At 66.3% G+C, this 19,565-nt stretch carries 21 protein-coding genes; 13 read left to right on the top strand and 8 right to left on the bottom strand.

Annotated features, from left to right (window positions below; translation table 11 throughout):
* Positions 1-198 precede the first annotated feature (198 nt).
* The 3 genes from BAC01S_RS11600 (at position 199) to BAC01S_RS11590 (ending at position 1,473) form a co-directional block, all read left to right on the top strand.
* Positions 199-576 carry a hypothetical protein gene (locus BAC01S_RS11600; protein ID WP_027794910.1) on the top strand — a complete coding sequence of 126 codons (378 nt, stop codon included), beginning with the start codon at positions 199-201 and terminating at the stop codon, positions 574-576.
* Between the two features lie 4 nt (positions 577-580).
* Positions 581-940: a hypothetical protein gene (locus tag BAC01S_RS11595; protein ID WP_027794909.1), complete on the top strand. Its 360-nt coding sequence runs from the start codon at positions 581-583 to the stop codon at positions 938-940.
* Between the two features lie 92 nt (positions 941-1,032).
* Positions 1,033-1,473, top strand: coding sequence for a lytic transglycosylase domain-containing protein (locus BAC01S_RS11590; RefSeq protein ID WP_043202015.1), 441 nt, complete (start codon positions 1,033-1,035; stop codon positions 1,471-1,473).
* Positions 1,474-1,551: 78 nt separating this feature from the next.
* Here BAC01S_RS11590 and idi read toward each other — a convergent pair whose 3' ends face one another.
* The 3 genes from idi to BAC01S_RS11575 form a co-directional block, all read right to left on the bottom strand.
* Entirely contained in the window at positions 1,552-2,088 is a 537-nt protein-coding gene (gene idi / locus BAC01S_RS11585; RefSeq protein ID WP_027794907.1) for an isopentenyl-diphosphate Delta-isomerase, read from the bottom strand.
* The gene (locus BAC01S_RS34590; protein WP_156954392.1) at positions 2,060-2,314 is read right to left on the bottom strand and encodes an NUDIX hydrolase; all 255 of its coding nucleotides are present in this window, start codon (positions 2,312-2,314) and stop codon (positions 2,060-2,062) included. The genes idi and BAC01S_RS34590 overlap by 29 nt, the downstream gene beginning before the upstream one ends.
* 124 nt (positions 2,315-2,438) lie before the next feature.
* Positions 2,439-3,374 (bottom strand): LysR family transcriptional regulator, encoded by a 936-nt coding sequence (locus BAC01S_RS11575; RefSeq protein WP_027794905.1) that lies wholly within the window; start codon positions 3,372-3,374, stop codon positions 2,439-2,441.
* A gap of 194 nt (positions 3,375-3,568) precedes the next feature.
* Here BAC01S_RS11575 and BAC01S_RS11570 point away from each other — a divergent pair, with 194 nt between their 5' ends.
* Positions 3,569-4,513 carry a cupin domain-containing protein gene (locus tag BAC01S_RS11570; RefSeq protein WP_027794904.1) on the top strand — a complete coding sequence of 315 codons (945 nt, stop codon included), beginning with the start codon at positions 3,569-3,571 and terminating at the stop codon, positions 4,511-4,513.
* Positions 4,514-4,526: 13 nt separating this feature from the next.
* Here BAC01S_RS11570 and BAC01S_RS11565 read toward each other — a convergent pair whose 3' ends face one another.
* The 4 genes from BAC01S_RS11565 to BAC01S_RS35370 all read right to left on the bottom strand — a co-directional run bounded on the left by BAC01S_RS11565 (position 4,527) and on the right by BAC01S_RS35370 (position 9,145).
* A complete protein-coding gene (locus tag BAC01S_RS11565; protein WP_027794903.1) occupies positions 4,527-5,522 on the bottom strand; it encodes a lysylphosphatidylglycerol synthase domain-containing protein in 996 nt (331 codons plus the stop codon).
* 50 nt (positions 5,523-5,572) lie between these two features.
* Positions 5,573-6,838: a bacteriohopanetetrol glucosamine biosynthesis glycosyltransferase HpnI gene (gene hpnI, locus BAC01S_RS11560; RefSeq protein ID WP_084168537.1), complete on the bottom strand. Its 1,266-nt coding sequence runs from the start codon at positions 6,836-6,838 to the stop codon at positions 5,573-5,575.
* 200 nt (positions 6,839-7,038) lie between these two features.
* Positions 7,039-7,389, bottom strand: coding sequence for a hypothetical protein (locus BAC01S_RS31080; RefSeq protein WP_043201988.1), 351 nt, complete (start codon positions 7,387-7,389; stop codon positions 7,039-7,041).
* A 238-nt stretch (positions 7,390-7,627) separates the two neighbouring features.
* Complete coding sequence (locus tag BAC01S_RS35370) at positions 7,628-9,145, bottom strand: dipeptidase (protein ID WP_218001679.1); 1,518 nt, start codon at positions 9,143-9,145, stop codon at positions 7,628-7,630.
* A 136-nt stretch (positions 9,146-9,281) separates the two neighbouring features.
* Between BAC01S_RS35370 and BAC01S_RS35085 the strand changes: the two genes are divergently transcribed.
* The 5 genes from BAC01S_RS35085 (at position 9,282) to BAC01S_RS11525 (ending at position 14,904) form a co-directional block, all read left to right on the top strand.
* Positions 9,282-9,449: a hypothetical protein gene (locus BAC01S_RS35085; protein WP_169740118.1), complete on the top strand. Its 168-nt coding sequence runs from the start codon at positions 9,282-9,284 to the stop codon at positions 9,447-9,449.
* A gap of 223 nt (positions 9,450-9,672) precedes the next feature.
* The gene (locus BAC01S_RS11540; protein WP_027794900.1) at positions 9,673-12,576 is read left to right on the top strand and encodes a xanthine dehydrogenase family protein molybdopterin-binding subunit; all 2,904 of its coding nucleotides are present in this window, start codon (positions 9,673-9,675) and stop codon (positions 12,574-12,576) included.
* Positions 12,573-13,193: a (2Fe-2S)-binding protein gene (locus BAC01S_RS11535; protein ID WP_027794899.1), complete on the top strand. Its 621-nt coding sequence runs from the start codon at positions 12,573-12,575 to the stop codon at positions 13,191-13,193. The genes BAC01S_RS11540 and BAC01S_RS11535 overlap by 4 nt, the downstream gene beginning before the upstream one ends.
* Positions 13,190-14,446, top strand: a complete 1,257-nt coding sequence (locus tag BAC01S_RS11530) for a cytochrome c (protein ID WP_027794898.1) — start codon at positions 13,190-13,192, stop codon at positions 14,444-14,446. Before BAC01S_RS11535 ends, BAC01S_RS11530 begins: the two co-directional genes overlap by 4 nt.
* Before the next feature lie 83 nt (positions 14,447-14,529).
* Complete coding sequence (locus BAC01S_RS11525) at positions 14,530-14,904, top strand: cupin domain-containing protein (protein ID WP_043201985.1); 375 nt, start codon at positions 14,530-14,532, stop codon at positions 14,902-14,904.
* Between the two features lie 23 nt (positions 14,905-14,927).
* Here the strand turns inward: BAC01S_RS11525 and BAC01S_RS31075 are convergent, their stop codons facing one another.
* Positions 14,928-15,692: a hypothetical protein gene (locus BAC01S_RS31075; RefSeq protein ID WP_156954391.1), complete on the bottom strand. Its 765-nt coding sequence runs from the start codon at positions 15,690-15,692 to the stop codon at positions 14,928-14,930.
* Between BAC01S_RS31075 and BAC01S_RS33295 the strand changes: the two genes are divergently transcribed.
* The 4 genes from BAC01S_RS33295 (at position 15,682) to BAC01S_RS11505 (ending at position 19,518) form a co-directional block, all read left to right on the top strand.
* The gene (locus tag BAC01S_RS33295; protein ID WP_156954390.1) at positions 15,682-15,945 is read left to right on the top strand and encodes a hypothetical protein; all 264 of its coding nucleotides are present in this window, start codon (positions 15,682-15,684) and stop codon (positions 15,943-15,945) included. The genes BAC01S_RS31075 and BAC01S_RS33295 overlap by 11 nt on opposite strands.
* Before the next feature lie 453 nt (positions 15,946-16,398).
* Positions 16,399-17,082: a hypothetical protein gene (locus BAC01S_RS11515; protein WP_027794896.1), complete on the top strand. Its 684-nt coding sequence runs from the start codon at positions 16,399-16,401 to the stop codon at positions 17,080-17,082.
* Between the two features lie 151 nt (positions 17,083-17,233).
* The gene (locus tag BAC01S_RS11510; RefSeq protein WP_027794895.1) at positions 17,234-18,748 is read left to right on the top strand and encodes an NfeD family protein; all 1,515 of its coding nucleotides are present in this window, start codon (positions 17,234-17,236) and stop codon (positions 18,746-18,748) included.
* The gene (locus BAC01S_RS11505; RefSeq protein WP_027794894.1) at positions 18,745-19,518 is read left to right on the top strand and encodes a slipin family protein; all 774 of its coding nucleotides are present in this window, start codon (positions 18,745-18,747) and stop codon (positions 19,516-19,518) included. Before BAC01S_RS11510 ends, BAC01S_RS11505 begins: the two co-directional genes overlap by 4 nt.
* Positions 19,519-19,565: the final 47 nt, after the last annotated feature.

Genomic DNA, 19,565 nt, shown 5'->3' with positions numbered 1-19,565 from the left:
CGAGGGCTCCGTTATCCGGCATAGCGACGAGGCAGTTCTCTGCGCGATTGCGGGCGCGTCGCGCAGCGGTTTTCTCCCGAAGGCGACCTCGTGAGGGAAGTCTTCCTGTTTCGCAAACGTTTGCTGAACGGGTATCAAGTTGGCCGGGGATCGAGCCGAAAACGCGCACATAGCCATGAAATCCTGGAGGGGCTGGACGTGAAACGGGCCTTGTTCTTACTCGCTCTGCTGGCCGTTACCGGCTGCGCCCAGCTGCAGCAGGCCAATACGGCGCAGGCGGCCAAAACGCAGGCGTCGAACGAGATCATGCACTTCAACATTCCTGCCGACGCGCTGGGCGCGCGCGATCCGCAACTGAGCGCCGTGCTCGCGAAGGCGGGCGCGCTGGCGGCTGCGCAAAAGCAGCCGACGGTGATCCGTGTGACGGCACTGGGACAGGATCTGCCGTACCTCAATCAGGCAATCTGGAAGGGGGTGCCGCCGCAGGAGGCGAGCAGACTGACGCTTGAAAACCTGACCGCCGGTGCGGGCCAGACGTACAGCGTGTCGATCAAGCCGCAGCAAGCGGGGGGCTGACGCGATGCGCTTTTCCTTCGTTTTCCTTACGATATCGGTTTCATTGGCATCGACTGCGTATGCCGCATCGTCGAGCGCGAGCGCTTCCGTGCAGCCCGCTGCCGGCACCGTACCCACCGCCGCACCTGCTGCCACGGACAAGGTTTATCCGCCGTTGCCGACGCTCGCCATGCTGCCGCCGCCCACCAGCGACGACGATGACGAGGCGGCCCCGGCTACCCGCCACACCGCGAAGCACGGGAAGAAATCGCGCCACCCCGAGTGCCATTGCACTGCGCCTTCGCCGCATCTCGTGGTGTCGGACGAATCGCGCGCCTATTTGCAGGACGTCGAGCGCCAGCTCGATGTCGCGCTGGCGCGATGACGCGCGCCACAAAGGAACGACTCATGCCCGTGCCCGCTAACCTCAAGACACGCCGTTCGCGGCATTGGGCCGATCGCGCGCGCGCCGTGTGTATGGTGTGTGCCGCGTGGGCGGCGCTGGGTTCGTCGCCGGCAAGCGCGGCTACGGTCGCCGACGACTGCTTCGAGAAGGCCGGCGCCTATCAGGGCGTCAATCCGCTCGTCCTGCGTGCGGTGGCGTGGCGCGAGTCGAAGGGCGATGCGACGGCTATCAACCGCAACGCCAACGGCTCGATCGATGTGGGGCAGTTGCAGATCAACTCGGTCCATTTCTCGGACCTCGCCCGCCAGGGCATACCGAGCCGCGCACTGACCGACCCGTGCGTGAACATCTACGTGGCCGCTTGGCTGCTCAAGCAGAAAATGGTGCGCTACGGCAACACCTGGCGCGCGATCGGCGCTTACCACTCGGAATCGCCGCGCGAGCGCGACGCCTACGCGCGCAGCATCCAGGCGATTCTCGTTGCCTGGGGGCTGCTGCAGCCGGCGCACTGAGACGCACTGCATTCCCGGACGACATCGTCATGGAATTGACGATGTCGCCGCTAACACACCCGGCGGGCCGCTCGCGTTCTACGAGTGCGGCGCGCTCAACGGCGGCAAGTGCGCCAACAAGGTCGGGAATACGAGCTGGAACCCGGGCGTCCACGCTTGCGGGGCGTGCAGAAAGCTGCGGTGGATCTTGTCGATCGATTGATAGCTGAAAGCGTCGGCTTCGTCGGGGGCAAGCACCGGTCCGCCGTCCGAGCGTCCAAAGAAGATATGACCGTACTCATGCTCGACGAGTCCGCCCGGCAGCATCGCGCGGTAGCTGAACTCGAACGCTTCGGTCAGATCGCAGGCGAGGCCCATTTCTTCCAGGAGCCTTCGCTGCGCGGCATCGACAGTCCGCTCGCCCGGCAGCGGATGTCCGCAGCAGGTATTGGTCCACAGGCCGCCGCAGTGATATTTGCCGGCGGCGCGCCGTTGCAGCAGCAATTCGTCGCGCGAGTTGAACACGTACACGGAGATCGCCCGATGCAGCCGGCCTTGCCGATGTGCCGCGAGCTTTTCCATCGTGCCCAGTTGGTGGTCGTGTTCGTCAACCAGGATCACCTCGGTATCCGCCATAGGTCCGCTCCCTTGCACCCGTCCAGTCGAGCACGCCAAGCCGAATCAACGCATAGAACACACATGCCGGATGTCCATTGTTCAGGAGTGCGCCAGATACCAGTCGCGACCGCACGCTGGCGAGCGGCAGCAATTCGAGGTCGATCTGTTCGTCGGCGTCCGGTTGCAGTGCGCCCGAGGGTACGCCGCCCGTCGCAAGGAAACAGTGCGGCGTGCGATCTTCCATACCTGCTTTTTGGTGCGGGGTTTGGAATTCATCATAGTAGATCGCGGCACGGTCTCCGAGGTTATATGCGGCAGTCGATCGATTTTATGCCCGCTGGTTAGGGGCGAATAAAGCGAACGTCTATTTAGCTCTCCCAATAGCCTTCGCGGCGGTATAGCGCGGTATAGAAGTCGATGAATGCACGCACTTTCGAGGACACCGTCTTTTTCGGCGGATAGACCGCCCAGATGGCGGGTTCGGCGCGCGCAGGCCGTGCCTCCCAGTCGGGCAGCACGCGCATCAGGCGGCCTTCGCGGATTGCGGCGCCTGCTGCCCACGCGGGCAGCAGGGCAAGGCCGCGTCCGGCGACGGCAAGCTCGAGTAGCGCGTCGGTGTCGTCTACGCGCAGGCGGCCTTGCAGTTGCACGACGGCTTCCTGTTCCTGGCGTTCAGTCTTCGCTCGCGAGCGGTTGACGAGGAACCAGCGGTCGTCGGGCGCGAGCGCAAAGCGCAGCGCCGTGTGCTGTGCGAGGTCGTCGGGTGCGCGCGGCGAGCCATGCTGCGCCACATAGCTGGGGCTCGCGCAGACGATACGCCGATGCGGCGCGAGCTGGCGCGCCATCAATTGCGAATCGGGCAGCACGCCAATGCGGATCGCGAGGTCGATACCGGCGTCGATCACGTTGAGTACGCTTTCGGTGATCACGCAGTCGATATCGATCTTCGGATAGCGGTCCATGAAGTCGGGCAGGTGGCGCACGATGTGGCGCCGCCCGAACGCCCCCGGCATCGTCACGCGCAGGAGCCCGCGCGGCGAGCGGTTCAATGAGGCCGCGGCCTCGCGCGCTTCATCGAGACTACGCACGACCTCGTGCGCGTGTTCGCGAAACACCCGGCCGCCTTCGGTGAGCACGAGGCCGCGCGTGGAGCGGTTGAAGAGGGCGATGCCGAGATCGCGTTCAAGTTCGCTGATGTGGCGCGAGACGGTGGAGGTTTTGACGCCGGTTCGCTCCGCGGCCTGACTGAAGCTGCCGAGTTCGGCCGCGTGGAGAAAGGCGCGGACGGCGGAGAAGTAGTCCATGGGCAGCGCTCCCTGGGGATATCGGCCGATTGTACGGGAGCGGGCAATCCCCGCGCACCGGTTATCCCATTTCTGCAAAGCTGATTTCGGCAACGGGCCGTTCTGGCTCACGCGGCTCAAACCTATAGTGGCATCCAGCGACGCCGTGCAAGGATCGCACGGCGCGTATCCCCCAATCTTCGAGGACTGCTGCCATGAACCCGATCACGCACCCCGCACTCGCATTCGACGACGAGACCGTCACATGCGACGCTCAGTACTTCGAATACACGTCGTCCGCCAATCCGATCGGCGCAAAGCTGATTTCGCGGGTGCCGTACCACACGTTTTCCGGCGCGCTATACGACAGCGGGCACACGCGTGTCGTGCCGCTCGATCTATCGGCGGAGCTTGGCTGTGCTTATCAGGCTACCGGTCCGGGGCTGCTTGCGCATTTCGTGCGCATTCTGGCTGGCGAGTCGGTGCGCCTGAATCCGCAGGCCACTTCTCAAGTGTGCTATGTACTGGAAGGCTCCGGTGTCGTCACGCAGAAGGAGGCGGCATTCGAGTTCGGCACGGGCGACTTCTTCGCACTGCCCGGCGGCGCCGAGGCGCGGATCGAGGCCGTTTCGACGGCGCGCCTCTATTACGTCAACGACGCGCCGTTGCTCGCGTATCTGGGAGCCGGCTTCGGTCGCGCGCGCTTCGCGCCGACGCTCTATCCTGCCGCGCGTGCGCAGGCCGAGCTCGACGAGGTGGCGCGCGCGCCCGGTGCTGCGCAGCGCAACCGCGTAAGCATCCTGCTCGGCAATACGCACTTTCCGCAGACGCGTACCGTGACCCATACGATGTGGGCCATGTTCGGCGTGATCGCGGCAGGCACCACGCAGAAGCCGCATCGCCATCAGTCGATCGCGCTCGACTTCATTCCCGATTGCAAGCCCGGCGTCTATACCCTCGTGGGCACGGAACTGGATGCCGGGGGCAATATCGTGAGTCCGCAGCGGGTGGACTGGACACCGGGAATGGCGTTCGTCACGCCGCCCGGTTACTGGCATGCCCACTTCAACGAATCAGGCGAGGCCGCTTACGTAATTCCGCTGCAGGATGCGGGGTTGCAGACGTATCTGCGCGCGCTGGACATCCGCTTCGCGCATTGAGCGAGGCGGCTCGTCACTGAGCTTGACGTTCGCGCCGCGCGGCGACGCTGGGGCGGGCCTCGGCGAACTGCCAGGCGACGAGGCCGGGCACGTAGAACAGCAGATCGCGAACCCGCCGGGCGCCGGCGAGTGCGAGACAGGTGGGTGCGTCGAAGCCGAGCAGCCCGCCGATCAGCACGAAGCCGCCTTCCTGCACGCCAAGGCCGGCGGGCACGAGAAAGGCGGCGCTGCTGACAAGCTGGATCAGCGCCTCGATGACGAACGCTTCGACGAAGGTGGCGTCTGCGCCCAGCACATGCAGCGCGACCCATATCTCGAGCGCGAAGCCGGCGCATTGCAGCGTCTGCCACACGAAGAGATAGCGCACGACAACGCCGGGTTGCCGCCAGATCAGCTTGATTGCCTGGTCGATGCGCGCCGATTTGCCGACGAGTTCGTAAACCTTGCCGCTCGTCACGTGATTGAGCGCCTGGGCGGCGCGCTCAAAAGGACGTGCGTGCTGGACGACCGCGAAGAGGAGCAGCACGGGGGCCAGCGCCGCGATGCCCCAGGCGAGCTGGCCGACAACGCGTGCGGTATCCGAAGAAGTCTGTTCGAGCAGATAGCCGGCCGCCGCCAGGGCGTAGAGCAACTGGCTGATGAGCGTGAGCTGCATGTCGCCAACGAGGCTTGCCGCCGCCGTGGCGGGCCGTACCCCCATGCGCGTGAGCTGCCGGAACGACACGATCTCGCCGCCCACGCGCGCCACGGGCAGCAGGCCGTTGATCGATTCGCGCAACCACACGAGCCGCAGCATTGCCGAGAGCGCGGGGCGCTCGGCGGGACGGATCAGCGTGCGCCAGTCCCACGCGTTGACGAGCATCGGCAGGATGTGCACGGCCGCGGCCAGCAGCAGTCCCGTTCCCGCAGCCTGCAGCAGGTGGAAAATCGCAGCGGGATGGTCGTGCAGGACGAGCCAGATCGCGATAGCGAGGCCGACGAGGGCCGCCGCGCGTCCGAGATGTTTCATTGTTAAGCCACCACCCCTTATGTACCGTTCAAACGCCGTCCGGTCGTCATTCAATCGTCATGGAGCGGGGACAGGCGGCCGTCGCCATCGACACTGAAGCTGAAGCCGCGCCAGACCACGCGCGACGAGCCGAAGCTGGCGACGTAAATCATGAACTGCACGATATCCCATAGCGGCAGCAGCCACAATCCGCGGCAGGGTTCGCCGATGGCGCGGTCGGTCTGCCATTTGAGGCCGGCGCGGGCCGCGAGGGCGGCAAGCGCGAGGGCCCACGCGGCCGGCGCGCCGCCGCAGGCGATCAAGGCGGCGAGCGCGAGCGCGAACGGATGCATCAATACCGAGCCCAGATGGCCGCTGCGGTCGGCGGCGCGAATGGTGCGACTCCAGCGCAGTTCGTGCGTGAACAGCGCCGCGAAGGTGGTTTCCACCGAAGCGTGCCGCACGGTGAACGGCGGCACGGCCACACGCGCACCGGTGCGGCGTACCGCGGCGCCCACCGCGTGGTCTTCGGCGAGGTGGTGCGCGAACTGCGCGAGACCGCCGATGTCGTCGAGCGTCGCGCGCGTCATCGCAATCGTCTGGCCAAAGCAGGGGCGGGCGCGGCCGATGGCGAGGCCGGTCACGACCCCGGGCAGGAAATGGTAGTTCGTCGAGGCGGCGGCAGCACGGGGCCAGAAGCCCGGCGCGCACAGGCCGCGATAGACGCAGGTGACGAGTCCGACGCCCGGCTGCTGGAGCGCGCCGACGATGCGGCGCAGATAGTCGCGCTCGACGCTCACGTCGCTGTCCGCGAAGCAGAGCATGTCGTGCTCTGCATGGCACAGCATGTTGACGAGGTTGGCGATCTTGCGGTTGGGACCGTAGAGCCGCGAATCGGCCACGACGCTCACGTGCGCCTGCGGATAGCGCGCGCGCAGCGCCTCGACGGTTCGCAGCGCCGCGTCGTTTGCGTCGTGAACGCCGAACAGGTAATGCACCGGGCCCGGATAGTCCTGCTCGAAGAAACTGGCGAGATTGTGCTCGAGATGCCATTCGTCGCCGTGCAGCGGCTTGACGATCGTGACGGCGGGGTAGCTGGTGGGCTCGTTGCAGGACTGCGCGAAAAAGCGCCGCACGAACACGGCCGCGACACAGCAGTAAATGATGCCCAGCGCGGCGGCGGCCCCGCAGACGATGGCGAAGAACGATGACAGGGTAAACGCGACATGCAACAAGGTTTGCGGCGCGGCGGCGGCGAGCGCGAGTGCCGCGAACAGCAGCGCAAGCGCCGCCACGCCTGCATGCCCTCGGGTTCGGAGGGAGCGCGGGACGTCCATTACGTATTGTTTGCGCGCGCGGCGCGACGTACGAATCCTGTATTGCCGTAACAGCAAGCCTGCAGATGCAGCCAGTTCATGCGCGGTGTCCCCCGGTCGCGTGACGCAACTCGCAGTATAGGGGGCCAGTGTTGACGGCGGTGTGACTTTTTACGGGCTTTTATGTCACCGTTCATTACGCCGCGGATGCGGATGGGCGCTCAGGGCAGCGCCGGATCCAGGGTGTGGCGGTTCAGCCGGACGTGCAGCAACACGAGGCTCCGCCGCGGGCACTGCGCCGAAAGGGCCACGGTGCGGCGCTCCCATCCGACGAGGTGGGCATGGCGGCTGGCGAGCGCGCTGCGAAACGCCTCGCGGGCGAGGTGCCGCAGCCCCCAGGTGACACCCGCGATCGCGACGGCGATGCCGATGCGAAATGCCGGTGCGGTGAAGATGTCCTGCGGCACGCGAAATATGACAATAGAAATGAAAACGACAGCCTGAATCAAGGTTGCCGCAAGCCCCGCGAGATACAGATACGCACGGCATTGCTCGATGATCGTCGGCTTCATGATGAGGTCGGCTCCGGTGCGCTGCGGCTGAATCGCGATTTGCTCAGGACTGCGTGGCGTTGGCGGATCTTTCGATTTGCCTGCGCTTTGCCTTCAATCCTTCAGTCATTCCGTGGACGAGAGCGGCACGGAACGCGTTGAGCGCGATCGCCGAACCATGGTAGCGATCGAAGATTAAGGAATGCTGAAGCAGGCGAATGCGACGTCCGTAGCGAGCGCGCAGGAGGGGACGCGTGCGTCAGGCGAGCGACGCGGCGAACACGCGCCCGTAATTGCCGCCCAGCAGAAGGTCGACTTCGGGCGCCTGAAACCCGGCGGCGAGCAGTGCGTTGCCGAGTTCGGGCAACTGCTCGTAGTTGCGCAAGACCGGCGGTGAGATGAAGCCAAACATATCGGTGCCCAGGCCGACGTGCTCGACGCCCACGATGTCGGCCATGCGCCGGAAGCCGTGGGCCATGCCGGGGATGTCGCGAAACGAGCCGGCGCTCGGCCATATGCCGATCACGCCGCCGGTTTCGGCCACGGCGCGCGCATGATCGGGGCTGATCAGGCGGCTACGGTCGCGCGGGTGCAACGAGAGCGCGGTATGAGACAGCACGAGCGGCTTGGTCGTGACGGCGGCGGCGCGCTTCACGAGGTCGTAAGTCCCGTGCGCGACGTCGACGACAATGCCGAGCCGGTTGCAACGCCGCACGACGTCGGCGCCGAAGTCCGTGAGGCCGCCGTGCACGGGCGCTTCGGTCTGGATGTCACCGAGCTCGTTCACGCGATAGTGCGTGAGCTGCAGGTGGCGCAAATGATGCAGCGTCCAGGCCTCGTCCACGCGATCGATCTGGCCTTCCAGAAAATCGGCGCCTTCCGAGGCGATGATGACGCGCGGCCCTGTCGAGCCGGACGCCGGTGCCGAAAGTGCCGCCGCGCTCGTTACGACCTGCATCTGTTCCCGTTCGACCAGCCTCTTCGCACGGGCGAATTCCTCCTGGCTCAGGGCATAGAGCTCGCCCGGATTCGGATTCCGCCAGGCTTTGAAGCGCTTGCGATCGAACGAAACGCGCGTGACGACCGTATCCGTGACGATGGCGAGGCAGATCACGTTCATGCCGCCGGCGCGCATCGGTGCGCTCACGGGCGTGAGCGGCCGGTTCACGCCGATCCGCGGGTCGCGCGACACGATGACGTGGCCTGCGTGGCTGTGCATGTCGACCGTGACGGCATCCGCGGCAGGCTGCCATACGGGTGGGGGTGCAGCCACGCTTGCCGCCTCCGGCGTGGATGCTGCCGCGTCGTTATCCGGCTTGCCGGGATCGGTATAGCGAGCGAAGCGGCCTGGTGCGCAGGCCGCTAACCCCAGCGCGGCGCCCGCGGCCAGAAATGCGCGGCGGCTTGTCGGCGTGGCCGCATCGTGCTGCACCTTCGCCGGTTGCATGGCATGGGCATCGACCAGCCGGTAGCGCCAGCCCGCCGGATCGTCGTGCAGGCGCATCAGGCGGCCGCGCACGCAAACAGGTCCTGTTTCGAGCGGCATGGCGTGCCGCGCGTCCACTTCCACGCAGGACAGCGGATCGCGCGGCACGCAGCCGCCGCAGCACGGTTCGACGGCGGCGAGCAGGAAGTAATCGGCGTGGGTGGTCTGCGGATCGAGCGGAATCATCCAGCCCGTTAGCTCGACTATCGCGGCGTGCCGCGCCGCGGCACGATCGTCGCGGATTGCGGCCCATTCGATCCGGGGCGGTGCTGGGGAGGTCTGAAGCGGCATGATCTGCGTCGTTCGCATGAGGTGGCGGAAATCCGTCGCTGGCCGATGTCGTGCGCCGTTGTTGTGCGCAAGTTGCAAATTGTGCCTGCAATTCAGGCCCGTCTGCACAACATCCTTTCATCTTTCGGTTTGTCAGGTGTCCTTCGGGCTATGCCTGCCGGCGCGTTTTGATGTCGTCGCTCCTGATCTTCCGGCGCGTCAATTTCCTCACGGCCTGCTGCATAATCAGATGCCTGTGGAAATCCAGACACGTCTGCATTTGCAGGGCAAGCAGAGGGTGCTGCTGCCGATGAACGTCGGCTGAGATCGCAGGGGGCGTCAGTTGAAAAGATTGACGTCAGTCAAATTTGCGGGGGAGGTCTATCGTCGCAAGTCCCTGTCGCATCGCGCTTATAAGCAACGAGGAAAGTTGTGCATGCGATATTCGACATGGGCTCGGCTGCGCATCGATGCAAGAATGCGGGCCGCTTCGCACACTGCGACACGCTCGCCTGCGTGAGGCACACACGCACCTGGAGGTTCCCCTCATGAAAAACCACGGCCTGTCGCGGCGGGGTTTTCTCAAGGCCAGCATGCTGGCGGGCGTGGCGGTATATGTGGCGCCGATCGGCAGCCGCGCATTCGCCGCGCTTTTCGAAGAAAAACTCCTTACGCCGGTCAAATGGGATGCCGCCACGGGCGCGCCCAAGTTCCGCATCGATGGCATCGCCAAGGTCACGGGCTCGAAAGTCTTCGCGCGCGATATCCGCGCAACGGACATGCCCCACTGGCCCCAGCAGCAAGCGCACGCGCTGATCCTGCGCGCCACCCGGGCCGACCGCCTCTACGAAGGCTTCGACCTCTCGCTCCTCGGCGACGACCTGAAGCCGGACCGCATCGTCACGGCCGACGACCTTGCTCGTGACGGCCTCGTGTTCCCGTCGTTCTACGGCGACGACATGTTGCTGCCCGCGGGCAAGACGCCCGCCTATCTCGGCCATGCGGTGGCGATCCTCATCTACCACGACTTCGCGCGGTTCCGCTTCGCGAAGAGCGCGCTCAAGTTCCGCGACGACGTGATCCGCTACGGTGCGGTGACGGGGCCGCTCGAACGCGACCCGTGGGGCACGTTCCGCTTCGTGCGCGTGGGCGGCAGCACGCCATTCGACGACGACGTCTATTCGAGCCTCAAGGACGCGCCGATCTTCCCGAGCATGATGCGCAAGCACGAGCCGGTGTGGCCGGACGGCAACGAGCACGGCAAGCTCGACGAGCAGGGCATGTTCTACGCGGGGCAGATTGCGAGCGAGCTCGATCATCCTTCCGCCGACTGGCTCGTGTTCGACCGCGAGTACAACACGCAGTCCATCGACACCTCCGCGCTCGAACCCGACAACGCCAACGGCTGGTACGACGCGGCCACGCAGTCGCTGCATCTCGTGGTGCCCACGCAGTCGCCGCTCGAAGTGGCTGATTCCGCCGCGGGCATGGTCGCGAAGTGCCGCTTCCCGGTGAAGCAGCTCTTCCTGCATCCGTGCTACACGGTGGGCTACGGTTCGAAGGATCACTACAACGTGCCGTTCTACGGGCTCGTGGCGGCGCTTTACGGCGACGGCCGCCCGGTGCGCTTCGCGAACGACCGCTACGAGCAGTTCCAGACCGCGCTCAAGCGCCACGCCTTCAAGATGCACTACCGCATTGCGGTGGATCGCAAGACGGGCCTCATGCAGTCGTTCAAGGGCGATTTCGAGGCGAACGGCGGCGGCCGCTGCAACTTCTCGCCTTCGGTGGCGATGGTGGGCGCGACGGCCGCGCAGTCGATCTATTACTTCCCGAAGAACGACTTCGCCACGGTGGCGATTGCCTCGCGTGCGATCGACGCGGGCTCGGCGCGCGGCTACGGCACGCTGCAGAGCATGGCCGCGACGGAAATGGCGGTGGACGAAATCGCCGTGCAGCTTGGCATGGATCCGATCGACTTCCGCCTGAAAAACGCGCTGCGCACGGGCATGAAGAATACCCAGGGTGCCATTCCCGCGGGCGCCGTGCGCGCGGTGGACGTGCTCGAACAGGCCAGGGCACATCCGTTGTGGGTGCAACGTTCGAAGCGCAAGGCCGAATACGAGGCGGCGAATCCGGGCAAACGCTATGGCGTGGGCTTCGCTTGCGTGCAGAAGGACTTCGGCACCGGCGCCGAGGCATCGCTTGCCAAAGTCGAGCTCGACGAGAGCGGTGCGATCACGCTGCACCACACGGGCGCCGAGATCGGCACCGGCATGTCCACTTCGCAGGCCGTGGCCGTGGCGAAGTGGCTCGGCAAGCCGGCCGCCGAGATCCGCGTGGCCGTGACGGACTGGCCGGACCTGCCCGTCGTGACGAGCGGCGACCCGTACGTCATGAGCCAGGCCGATCAGGACCGCCTGAGCGCGAATCCGCGCTGGACGCCCAACATCGCCTCGCCTTCGAGCGCGACGAACTCCGCCTATTACTTCACGCACAGCACGCGCGAGGCCGCGCGCGCGGTGTTCCGCTATGGCCTGTGGCCGGCGGCGCTTTCGATCTGGGGGCAGGGCATTGGCGGCGGTCAGGCTGCGCCGTTCATCGTGCGTATCGAGGATGCCCGCTGGGTGGACGGCAAGCTCACCGCGGACGGGCTCGAACCGCTGCCGCTCGAACAGCTCGCCAAACAGGCGCATGCCATGGGCCTGCCGACCGGCGCCGTCGTGCACGTGTTCAACCGCTGGCAATGGGCCGAAGCCGAGTTCGATATCGGCGGCGGCACGATCGAACGTTTGCCGATTGACGGCCTCTCGCTGCGCTACGGCAGCGGCAATACCGCCGACCCCGGCGCGGCTGCCTCGGGTAACCCGGTTGGCAAGGCGGATGCCGCGGTTTCCGCGCGCGTGGCGATGGCGCCCGCAACGCTGCCGCCTACCGCGAACGGCTACCGCGTGCTGGACCGCAAGCGCGCGTTTATTCCGCCGATGAGCCGCAACAACGCGGCCGTGACCTATTACAGCGCGGTAGGCACGCTGGTCGAACTCGCGGTGCATGAGGCGACCGGCAAGGTGGAGCTGCTCACGCATCACTCCATCATGGAGTGCGGCAACCCGATGTCGCCGCAGCTTGTCTCCGGGCAGTTGCAGGGCGGGCTTGCGATGGGCATCGGCCACGCGCTGCACGAGTATCTGCCGCTCTACGAAGACGGTCCCGGCAACGGCACCTGGAACTTCAACCGTTATCAACTGCCACGCGCATCCGATGTTGCCGTGTGGACGCAGACGGGCGAAGTGCTGCCGCCGCTTTCCGAAACCGATCCGCCCAAGGGCATTGCCGAAGTGGTGATGATTCCGGTGGTGGGCGCGGTCGTGAACGGCGTCGCGCACGCCATCGGCCATCGTTTCACCGACCTGCCGGTGACCCCGCAAAAAATCCTGGAGGTGCTTGCATGACGCTTGCCCAATCCGCTGCATCCGCGGCCAGCGCCAGTGCCGCCGCGCCGGCAGAGCGACCGCTCGTGCAATATCGCCCCAAAGCGCTGAAGCTGACGATCAACGGCAAGGCCGTTGGCCCGATGCAGGTGCCCGAGGGCCTCATGATGATCGACTTCCTGCACGAGTACGCGGGCTTGACGGGCTCGCGGCTCGGCTGCGGCCAGGGCGTGTGCCACGCATGCGTCGTCATTCTCGACAAGCCGGACGGCACGAGCGAGGAGCTTCGCACCTGCATCACGGGCGCGCATTTCTTCGACGGCCGTTCGATCCGCACGATCGAAGGCCATGCGAAGCGCAACGAGGCCGGCGAGGTGGTGGAGCTTGCGCCGATCCAGCAGAAGTTCCTCGAGCATTTCAGCTTCCAGTGCGGCTACTGCACGCCGGGCTTCGTCAATGCCGCGACCGTGCTGATCGAGCGGCTCAAGCGCGAGCCGATCGCGAAGGCCGAGGTGGAAAGCACGATCCTGGCCGCGCTCGACAGCCACATCTGCCGCTGCACGGGCTACGTGCGCTACTACGAGGCGGTGAAGGAGGTGGTGATGAGCACGCCGGGTCTCGTGAAGGACGCGGCATGATGCGCGCGCTCGTCAATCGCTTCGCCTACGGCGCGCTGCTGGCCGCCTGTGCGCTGACGCTCGCCGCATGCGGGCGCGACGAATCGTCGTCGAATACCGCTGCCGCATTCACGCCGACGCCCGAACAGGTTGCGCGCGGCCGCTATCTCGTCAAGGCTGCGGACTGCGCGGCCTGCCACACGGCGAAGGACGGCGCGCCGTTTGCGGGCGGCCTGAAGATCGACTCTCCGTACGGCACGTTTTACGGCTCGAACATCACGCCCGACAAGGATCACGGCATCGGCAACTGGAGTGCCGACGACTTCTACGCGGCACTGCACGACGGCAACGCACGCGGCAAGCGGCTGTATCCTTCGATGCCCTACACGTCGTACCGGCAGCTCACGCGCGCCGACACCGACGCCATCTACGCGTATCTCATGACGGTGAAGCCCGTCGCGGTGGCCAACCAGGAGAACGACCTCAAGTTTCCGTACAGCCTGCGCTTCGGCATGGCGCTGTGGGACATGCTGTTCCTGAAGGACGCGTTGCCCGATGCGTCGACGGGCCAGTCCGCCGACTGGCAGCGTGGCCGTTACCTTGCGAATGCGCTCGGCCACTGCGCCGAATGCCATACGCCGCGCAACGTGTTCGGCCAGCTCGAGAACGCGAAGCCGCTGGCGGGCGCCGCGCTGGGGCGCGTGAAGGCGCCGAACGTCACGCCGGCCGCCCTCGCGGCGCGCGGCTGGACCGGTGCCGATCTGCAGACGTTCTTCAGCGTGGGCATCGCGCCGCAGGGATCCGCGTTTGGCGAGATGTATCCGGTGGTCCATCTGAGCACGCAATACCTCACGAAGGACGACCTGCGCGCACTGTCCGTCTACCTGCTGGGCGATGCGCCGCCCGCGCCGCAGCCGGTGAAGGTTGCCGATAGCGGATCGGCCGACACGGCTCAGCTTTCGGCGGGGCGTTCGGTGTATCTCGCCGTTTGCGCGGGCTGTCATGGGCTGGTGGGCGAGGGCAAGCCGCACGTCGCGGTGGCGATGAACGGCAACTCCACGCTGCGTCAGGCGGATCCGCACAATCTGCTGGTGGCGATGCTGGATGGTATCGATACGCAGAAGTTCTCGGGCCTCGAGAACATGCAGGCCATGCCGGCTTTCTCGTCCACGCTCAGCGACGACGAGCTTGCGCAGCTCGCCAACTATCTGCGCGCGACGTGGGGCGGCCAGCCCGGCAACGTCACGGCGCAGGACGTGAAGGCGCTACGCTGATACCGCATTATTGGCGGCTGTCCAAACACTGCCATACTGCCGGGTTTCGACCATGGCAGCCCAGACAACGAGGAGAGCAGGAAATGGCAGGCATTTCGGACATCGTCGATATCGGCGCGAATACGGGCGAGCGGATCGAGTATCGCGTGGCGCCGGAAAAGCGGATTGCGGGCGATCCGCTGCAGACACTTACGCAGTGCTACACGAGCCCGTGCGGGCAATTCAGCACGGGCATCTGGGCGAGCGCGCCCGGGCACTGGCGCGTGAACTACACCGAAATGGAATACTGCGAGATTCTCGAAGGCGTCTCCGTGATTCGCGACGAAGCGGACAACGAGAAGGTGTTGCGCGCGGGCGATCGCTTCGTCATTCCCTCGGGCTTCAAGGGCACGTGGGAAGTGGTGGAGGCCTGCCGGAAGATCTACGTCGCCTACGAGAAAGCGGCGGCGCCGGCCTGACGTTCCCCGCGCGCAACGGAAGATCAACCGGTGAGCGCGCTCGCGCTCACCGTCCAGGTGCCCGTGCCGCCGCCCGAAGTCACCGTGATGACAAACGTAGACGCGTTCTGCGCAACGATCGATTCGGTCGTGTCGGACGTTGCCAACTGCTGCGTGCCCGCGCTGATCTGACCGTTCGTGACCGCAAGCGCAACGGGCGTGGACACGTTGAAGGCCAGCGTCACGCCGCTCGACACGACGCTGACCGCGCCGGCCGAAGTGACTGTTGCGACGGAGCCGCCCGCATCGTCGTCCTCCGTCCAGGAAAGTCCGCTGACCGATATCGAACCGTCAAGCGTCGTACCGGACGACGATAGCTGCGTTCGCCCGATCGAGACGGCCGGGGCATTGGCGGTCGTGGTCGTAGTGCCCGTGGCCGCGTCGTAGCTGACGGCGAACGTGACGGCGCCGCTGAACGTCGTGGCGGCGTTTGGCGACGTGAGATCCAGCGCGCTGGCCGTTTCGGTCGCGGTATAGGACCAGTTCGCCGTGCGGCTGCCAACGGTGCCTTGCACGGCGTCGACCTCGAAGCTGACGCTGCCGGACACCGCGCTGGCTGCGGAGAGCGCGGGCACGGCAAGTTCCCCCTTGCACTGAGCGAACGAAACCGTGGCTGTCTCGCCGGCGCGAACGCCGGGAGCGCCCGTATTGCTCGTGGTGGTCGCGAGCGTGCCGCCCGTGGCGCAGTTCGTTGTCGTCGTGGGTGCGCCGGCCAGTGTGGCGGCGAGGAAAGGGCGCGTGGCTGCCATGTATAGCGCGGCGACGCCGGCGCTGGCGAGCATGCCCGATCCTGCCGCGTCGACAGCGACCGGCTCGCTTTGTACGGCGGTGGATAGCTTCAGCACGTTGGTCGAGGCGCCGCTGGTTGCGGTGCTGCCCGAGCCGTTTGCCGATGTGCCGGCGGGTGTGCTTGACGCTGTCGCCGACGATGCCGTGCTCGCGCCGGCGCGCTCGCCGCACCCGGCGTGGACGCCGCAGCGGCGCCGCTGCCGCCCGATATAGTTTGGCTTCCTGAATTTCTGCTGCTGCCGCCTCCGCAAGCGCTGAGACTTGCCAGGGCGAATGCGGTGGCCAGCGCGATGCCGGCGTTGAGCGCGGAAGGAAATGTCATGGAGGAAGCTCCTGGAAGTGTGGTCATGGGCTGGCCGTGTCACGGCGGGACGGGTTCATGGCCCGGCACCGTGGTGGTGTATCGAATTCGGCGAAATGCGCCGTGCGCGTTATGCAATCGAGCTGGAGCGCATCCTAAAAAAGCCTTCTTCCGAGCGTCAAGACAGATGTTTCCTACGCACGTCGGATTCCGACGCGCATCGTCGAACTCGCTCGATTTGGACTGCGAAAGCCCTCTTCTTCGACGTCTGGTCACGAGCATTGACGTTCTACAGTGCATCGCGGCAGTCACCATCGAGCGATGGATGGACGATGTGAACCACGTCAGAACGTCAAGGGGATGCGATGGCAGAGGGAGTATCGGCAAAGCGGACGGCGCGCCGCGCCTATGGCGCGGTGGCGGCATTCGGGATCGGCATGCTGGCGGGGTGCGGCGCGCATGCTCAGGAGGCCTACCTGAGCGGCGGCACGCTCGGCGCAGGGTTAGGCGTGGCCTGGCAACTCAATTCGTATGTCGGGCTGCGGGCGGATCTCGAGGGGATCGGCTTTTCGACCTCGCTGTCCGTCGACGGCGGCCGTTACGACGGACAACTCAGGTTGTTGCAGGGCGGCGTATACGGCGATCTGTTTCCGTTCGCTTCGAACGACTTTCGCCTGAGCGCGGGCATGTTGATCGACGACGATGCGTTCACCGGGCATGCAGTGCCTGATGCGTTCGGCAACTACGTGATCGGCAATACCTACGTGCCGGCCGTGGGTCCGGCTCCGCAGGCAACGGTGACGCTGCCGCGCGTGCTGCCGTATCTCGGGATCGGCTATGGCCATCGGCGTCCGGTGCGGGGTTTCGGCCTCGCAGTCGACCTTGGCGTGGCTTACGGCCGGCCGCGCACGTCGTATGACGTGCCGCCGATCTATCAGATGGTCGCTTCGCCCGAAGACATCGCGCTCGAAGAGCAGCGCCTGGACGAGAAGGTGAGCCGGTATCGTCTTTATCCCGTTGCCCAGATCGCTCTCACGTATCGGTTTTGACGACAACAATCCGCCAGCCGGTGCAGGCTGGCGGATTGTTGCGCCGCGGCGGCACCGCATCGCTCGATGGGTCAGTTCGCGCTTTGCCCCGAAAGCGCCTACTCTTTGGATATCGGGCTCGCGCCCTTTTGCGCGCCGTTCAGCCGCTTCGATGCGCGTTCATTGTCCTTCGCCAGCCGCGGCGCATCACGCGCTGCGCGCTCATCCGCATCACCCGCTCGCGGCGCGGGTTGGCCGTGCCGTCCTGTTCGCCTTGTTGCTGGCCCTCTGCGCGGCCGTGGCGGCGCCGCGCGCCGCAACCGGCGCACCAGCCGCTGTTGTCGTCATGACCGTGAACGGCGCGATCGGGCCGGCCAGCGCCGATTTCATCGTCCGCACGCTCGCGCGCGCCGCAAACCGGCACGCGCCGCTTGCGATTCTCGAACTCGATACGCCGGGCGGCCTCGATACCTCGATGCGCGAGATCATCAAAGCCATTCTCGCGTCGCCGGTGCCGGTCGCCGCATTCGTCGCGCCGAGCGGTGCGCGCGCCGCGAGCGCGGGCACCTATATCGTCTACGCGAGCCATATCGCGGCGATGGCGCCGGGCACCAACCTCGGCGCCGCTTCGCCCGTGCAGCTCGGTATGGGTGGGGTGGGCGGCGGCGGAGCGGGCGCCGCATCAGGCGTGTCAGGCACAGCCGGTGCGCCGCCGGACACCACGGCATCGACGGAGACCCGCAAGGCCATGCAGGACGCCGCAGCCTATATCCGGGGGCTCGCCCAGCTGCGCGGCCGCAACGCTGCGTGGGCGGAGCGCGCGGTGCGCGAGGCCGTGAGCCTTTCGGCCGACGAGGCGCTCGCCCAGCACGTCGTCGACCTGATCGCGCGGGATCCCGCCGATCTGGCGCGTCAGCTCGACGGCCGCACCGTGACGACGGCCGCCGGCACGGTGACGCTCGCCACCGCGCAGGCGCCGATCGAGACCGTGACGCCCGACTGGCGCGACCGCGCGCTGGCGATCATCGCCGATCCGAACGTCGCGTTGATCCTGCTGACGGTCGGCATCTACGCGCTCTTCTTCGAATTCGCGAACCCGGGATTCGTGCTGCCCGGTGTGGCCGGTGCGATTTGCGTGCTGGTGGGCCTCTTCGCCATGCAGCTTCTTCCCGTCAACTATGCGGGTCTGGGCCTCGTGGTGTTCGGCCTCGCCTGCCTCATCGCCGAGGCATTTTTGCCTACCTTCGGTGTGCTTGGCTTCGGCGGCATTGTGGCGTTCGCCATCGGCGCGCTCATGCTGATCGATACCGACGTGCCGGGCTACGGCATTCCGCTGCCGCTTATCGCGGGTCTCGCGCTGGGCGGCGCCGCGTTCGTGGCGCTGGTGTCGAGCGTGGCGCTGCGCGCCCGGCGGCGTCCCGTGGTGAGCGGCGCGGAGGCCATGGTCGGCAGCATCGGCGAGGTGATCGACGAGGGCTTGCGGCCCGGCGGCCCGCACGGCGCAGCCGGCCCCGCTGGCTCCGCTACGGCGGCGACGGGCTGGGCGCGCGTTCGCGGCGAACGCTGGCGCGTGGTTTGCGACACCCAGCTCGCGGCTGGTCGCCGGGTGCGCGTGACTAGCCGCAGCGGTCTGCTGCTTACCGTGACACCGCTAGACGATGTGCCATCACGCGGAGACTCATCATGATCGGATTCACGTTCGGGTTCACGAGCATTCTCATCGTCGTGGCGGCGATCTTCGTCGTGTCCGCGATCCGCATCTTCCGCGAGTACGAGCGCGGCGTGGTCTTCATGCTCGGCCGCTTCTGGAAGGTCAAGGGCCCGGGGCTCGTGCTGATCATTCCGGCCGTCCAGCAGGTGGTGCGGATCGAACTGCGCACCGTCGTCTTCGACGTGCCGGCGCAGGACGTGATCACGCGCGACAACGTATCGGTGAAGGTCAACGCCGTGGTCTACTTCCGCGTGGTCGATCCGGAGAAGGCCGTGATCCAGGTCGCTCGTTATATCGAAGCGACGAGCCAGCTCGCGCAGACCACCTTGCGCGCGGTGGTGGGCAAGCATGAGCTCGACACGTTGCTCGCGGAGCGCGAGCAGCTGAACGCCGATATCCAGCAGACGCTCGACACGCAGACGGACGCGTGGGGCATCAAGGTATCGACAGTCGAGATCAAGCAGGTCGACCTGAACGAGTCGATGCTGCGCGCGATCGCGCGGCAGGCCGAGGCGGAGCGCGAACGCCGCGCCAAGGTGATCCACGCCGAAGGCGAACTTCAGGTCTCCGAAAAATTGCTGCAGGCTGCGCAGCGGCTCGCGCAGCAGCCCCAGGCAATGCAGTTGCGCTACCTGCAGACGCTCACGACAATTGCCGCCGACAAGAACTCGACCATCGTCTTTCCGCTGCCGATCGATTTGCTGACCGCGCTGGTGGACCGTCTCGGGCCGCCCCGCGAGCGCTGAGCGGAGATCATGAAAAACGCCCTTGCGGTCGAAACCGCAAGGGCGTT

It is taken from the genome of Paraburkholderia acidipaludis NBRC 101816 (genome assembly GCF_000684975.1).
Classification (GTDB): domain Bacteria; phylum Pseudomonadota; class Gammaproteobacteria; order Burkholderiales; family Burkholderiaceae; genus Paraburkholderia; species Paraburkholderia acidipaludis.
Note: the sequence above shows the minus strand (reverse complement) of the source record. Positions and strands in the feature narration are given on the sequence as shown.